Below are 3691 nucleotides of genomic sequence, written 5' to 3'. Positions count from 1 at the left end.
GATAATGGATAATGGATAATTGATAATTGAGGAGTCAGAAGGTTTCGTTCATATAGAACCCCTGAAGGGGTCTATTTAAAATTAGAGATTGAGAGTAGGGGAGTGGGGGAGATGATGAAGTAAGTCAAAAAAATTCTACCTTTTTCCTCTATTTCTTTATTCTCCATCTCCTGACTACTGAGGACTGAGGACTGACTCCTTTGGCAAAAACCCTTACCTTTGCGGAGATACCTTCAGGGGTTCTATAAAATCCTGATAATTGCTATACCCAAGTCATTGCGACTGGAACGGAGTGGAAGGTTTGCGGAGCATTCCGGAACGGATAGCAATCTCCGCGAACCCCTGAGATTGCTTCCTATCGTCGCAATGACAACTTGAGAATTGAGAAGGCAGGAGGCATAAGGTTCCGTTGAGAATTGAGAATTGAGAAGGCAGGAGACAGAAGGTTCCGTAAGGAAGCAATCTCATGGTTTGAAGAGATTACTTCCTATCGTCTAGGGACGCTCCATGGAACGTCCCTACTTGTGGTCTAATTTCAACGAAATGTGCTACGCAATAACAAAGAGTTAGTCACAACACTCACCGAACTAAACGCCATCAAAGCACCCGCAGCACTAGGACTAAGAATAATTCCTAAACTCGGCAACAATACCCCCGCAGCTACGGGAATACCAACAATATTATAGGCAAACGCCCAAAACAGATTTTGACGAATTTTGTTGAAAGTGGTGCGACTTAGTTTAATAGACTCCACCACATCCATTAACTTATCCTGCATCAATACAATATCAGCAGTTTCCACCGCCACATCTGTACCTGCTTGCATCCCAATACCCACATTCGCTTGAGCTAAAGCAGGAGCATCATTAATACCATCTCCTACCATTCCCACTTTCTCACCTTTTGACTGTAAAGTAGCGATCGCCTGAGCTTTTCCTTCTGGTGGTACTTCTGCTAAAACATCCTCAGCAGGTAAACCTAACTGTTGCGCAATAGTTACGGCAACAGAAGAGCGATCGCCTGTTAATAACATTACCCTTAAACCCATATTTTGCAGACGTTTAACTGTTGTCTGAGTATCATTCCGCAAAACATCACTAACTCCAATAATTCCAACTAATACCCCATCTACAGCAACATAAACTGTTGTTTTGCTTGTTAAAGTGGGAATATTTTCTTTCTCAACAATAATTTGATGTCTATTTAACCATTCCCAGTTACCAACTAAAGCTGTCTTACCATCAACAACCGCAGATATTCCTAAACCTGGTTCAGTATAAAAATCTGTTGCTGGTAATAACGCCACATTTTCTTCCTCTGCTTTTTGTAAAATTGCCTCTGCTAAAGGATGACTTGCACCACTTTCTACAGTAGCAGCAACCTGTAACAACCATTCTGGGTTATCTCCTACTAAGTCAGTGACAGTCGGATGTCCGGTAGTCAAGGTTCCAGTTTTGTCAAAAACGACAGTATCTAACTCATGCACCTTTTCCAATACATCCCCACCTTTAATTAACAAACCTCTTTGCGCTCCCACACCCGAACCGACTAATATAGCAGTTGGTGTTGCTAAACCTAAAGCACAAGGACAAGCAATAACCAAAACAGCGATCGCTAATTTCAAGCTCAAAAGTAGAGGAGAAGTAGAATGAGTCATCATCATTCCCTCGTGACTGGATGTCTGTAAAACGTGAGACCAAATATTAGTACCGACAAAATACCAGAATAAAAATGTCAGACTAGCAATAGTCATTACGCCATAAGTAAAATACCCTGCCACCGTATCTGCTAAATTTTGAATGGGAGCTTTTCTAGTTTGGGCAGTTTCGACTAATTTGACAATTTGAGCTAATGTAGTTTCTGAACCCGTGCGAGTTGCTTGGATAACTATAGCGCTAGACTTATTAATAGTTCCCGCAGCAACATTAGCACCAAATTCTTTAACTACAGGTATCGACTCCCCGGTAAGCATAGACTCATCTACAGTTGTTTTACCATCACATATTTCCCCATCCACAGGAAATTTTTCCCCTGGTAATACTTGTAAATATTCTCCCACCTTGACTCGTGAAGCAGGAATTTCTACAGACTCAGAAGAATTATTGTTGCCGTTGGGTGCAGGAACTAAACGTGCAGTTGCTGGTTGGAGTGCAATTAATGACTGTAGGGTAGATGCTGCTCGATATCTTGCTTGTTGCTCAAGAGTTTTACCTAAGAGAATGAAACCAAGTATCATTACAGGTTCGTCAAAAAAGCATTCCCATCCCAACTGTGGAAATAACAAAGCAATGATACTAGCAGTATAAGCAGTAACAGCACCCAAACCAACTAAAGTGTTCATATTAGGAGCGTTGCGTAACATACTCCGAGCGCCGTCGATGATTATTTCTCTTCCTGGTAGTAATAGAGCGACGGTAGCTAAAACTGCATGAAACCAAATATTCCCCAGAATAGGAATTTCTGAGCCGATGAAGTGTCCTAAATGTCCGATACCTGAGAGAATTAGTAGTAAAGAAGCGATCGCTATCCGCCAAATTTGTTGTTTAATTTCTTGACGATGGCGTTCGGTTTGTTTCTTAGCAGCATCTGTTTCGGAGGTGTCGAGGCGTGGTTGAGTGGGGAAACCGTTATCTGTGAGTTTTTGAGCGAGAGTGTTTGGATCGACCTGGTTTGTTTGGCATTCAACTGTTGCGACTTCGGTTGCCAGGTTGACGCGAGCGGAGATAACGCCTGTTTGTTGAGTTAATTGTCGCTCTACTGCTTTAACACATCCAGCACATTTCATACCACTGACATCAAGGGTAATGGTTTCTGGTGGGGAATGGTTAATTGTTGTTGTTTCTGGTTTGGGTATAACTTGCATCAAATTTTCTCCAATTATTTGTTAAAGTTTCTATTTTAATATAGAAAAAAAATAGTTATCATTCAATAAGTCAACCTATTTTTTTAAGATTTTATTTAGTTCGCGCTTATACTATAGCAATCCTATTTTCTTTGTGTATAAAAATCTTACCGCTTTTAGAGAAAATGCAACAGGAAACTGGCGGGGGTTTCAGTTTTTTTTTCTACTTTTTTATTGCCCAATAATTAAGGTTCAAAGCCTCTCCTTTAAAGGATAAACAATGAATTTATTTTCCTTTTATTCAATCCTCTTCCTAAAAGGAAGAGGTAATTATCAATTATCAATTATTGAACCGCAACCTATGCGGGGATTGCTATATTTATAAGATTTCTCAATTTATCCCAATTACCATGGATTAATGCTATACTTAGCTAACACTTCAGTTATTAAGTAGTTAACACCTATATTTTAATTTTTTTGCTAATTTTAACTCAGTTAATGTTAATTATTCTTATCTTTAATTCTTCGTAGGGAGGTTACATACAACGTCCCTACCTACTCTCATGCTTAATCAAAACTTCCGTAAGCATTCAGCTCTTAGCAGTCAGCTAGAGCGCAAATAATGAATAATTATTTATCAGGTTAAAAGACCTTACTTTAGCAGTAACTTTTAATTCTCTCTCAATTTCAAGGGTTGCTTTTACCGAAAAATCAAGATATAAAGCCTCTCCATTCATGGAGAAAAAAGCGGTCGAGAGATGGCGAGGGAACCTCGCCATATCCAATCGACCAAGAGAAGAAAAAAAATTCCTTTTAGCCAATCCCTCTATTACAGAAGAGGTAATTAAT

Annotated in this window: 2 protein-coding genes; both read right to left on the bottom strand. The window is 39.6% G+C overall.

Annotation, left to right across the window (positions count from 1 at the left end; all coding sequences use genetic code 11):
* Positions 1–535: 535 nt before the first annotated feature.
* Positions 536–2863, bottom strand: coding sequence for a cation-translocating P-type ATPase (locus AFK68_RS06180; protein WP_094672020.1), 2328 nt, complete (start codon positions 2861–2863; stop codon positions 536–538).
* A 587-nt stretch (positions 2864–3450) separates the two neighbouring features.
* Positions 3451–3691: hypothetical protein (locus AFK68_RS38235; RefSeq protein ID WP_210407258.1), on the bottom strand; the 241-nt coding region annotated here is incomplete at its 5' end.

The sequence above is a fragment of the Hydrocoleum sp. CS-953 genome, from assembly GCF_002260545.1.
Classification (GTDB): Bacteria; Cyanobacteriota; Cyanobacteriia; order Cyanobacteriales; family Microcoleaceae; genus Trichodesmium.
The sequence above is the reverse complement of the archived record's forward strand: the minus strand, read 5'-3'. Positions and strand labels throughout refer to the sequence as shown.